The organism is Bartonella sp. MU70NMGDW, from assembly GCF_042194085.1.
Taxonomy (GTDB): domain Bacteria; phylum Pseudomonadota; class Alphaproteobacteria; order Rhizobiales; family Rhizobiaceae; genus Bartonella; species Bartonella grahamii.
The window spans coordinates 1-800 of sequence record NZ_JBHIMK010000518.1 but is presented as its reverse complement, the minus strand read 5'-3'; the positions used below and the strand labels follow the sequence as shown (position 1 = coordinate 800).

Annotated in this window: 1 protein-coding gene; it reads right to left on the bottom strand. The window is 42.9% G+C overall.

What is annotated here, in order from left to right:
* On the bottom strand, positions 1-800 hold an 800-nt coding region (locus ACFIKE_RS11915), incomplete at both ends, for an ATP phosphoribosyltransferase regulatory subunit (RefSeq protein WP_375650159.1).

The window sequence follows — 800 nt, the reverse complement described above, 5'->3', positions numbered from 1 at the left end:
CCAAAAACAACTTTTTGCCCATCATCATTGAGAACATCAAAAAGCAATGCCGCCTCAAAAACAGGTCCCGTATAATATTCCAATCCACGAACCACCGAAGGGTCAATTTTAATGCGATTGTGATAACCATTAGCGACAAAGATTGCTTGCATTTCCTCAAGCTCGCGAACCCCTTCAAGCCCCTGAGCACTCTGACCAACGACTTGTCTGAGAACATCAAGGATTTCTTCTGCCGTTTTTGCATTTACAGTCAGTAAGGAAAGAATACACTCAATCTCTTTATCCTTAAGCTCGGCCCCTTTTGTAAAATCACCACTTTCATCCAAACGCCCCTTGCCTAGAAGCAAACGCACGCCTTCAGGACCAAATTTATCCAGTTTATCCATTGCTCGAAGAACAATTAAGCGCCTTTCAATCTGCTCCCTTTCCCCTAAACCAATCAATTCTAAAACACTTTCCAGAATTTTTCGGTTATTCAAGCGAATGGCATAATCATGCTGGTGAAACCCTAACTTTTCCAAACTGTCTGCTGCCATCATACAAATTTCGGCATCCGCTGCTACCGTTGATGTTCCAACAATATCCGCATCAAACTGCATAAATTGCCGAAAGCGCCCTGGTCCAGGTTTTTCATTGCGAAACACAAAACCAAGACGATAACTGCGATAAGGCTTTGGCAAAACTTCAAAATTCTCTGCAAAATAACGAGCAAGAGGAGCAGTTAGATCATAGCGCAAAGACATCCATTGCTCATCATCATCTTGTAGCGAAAAAACGCCCGCATTTGGACGATCTTCATC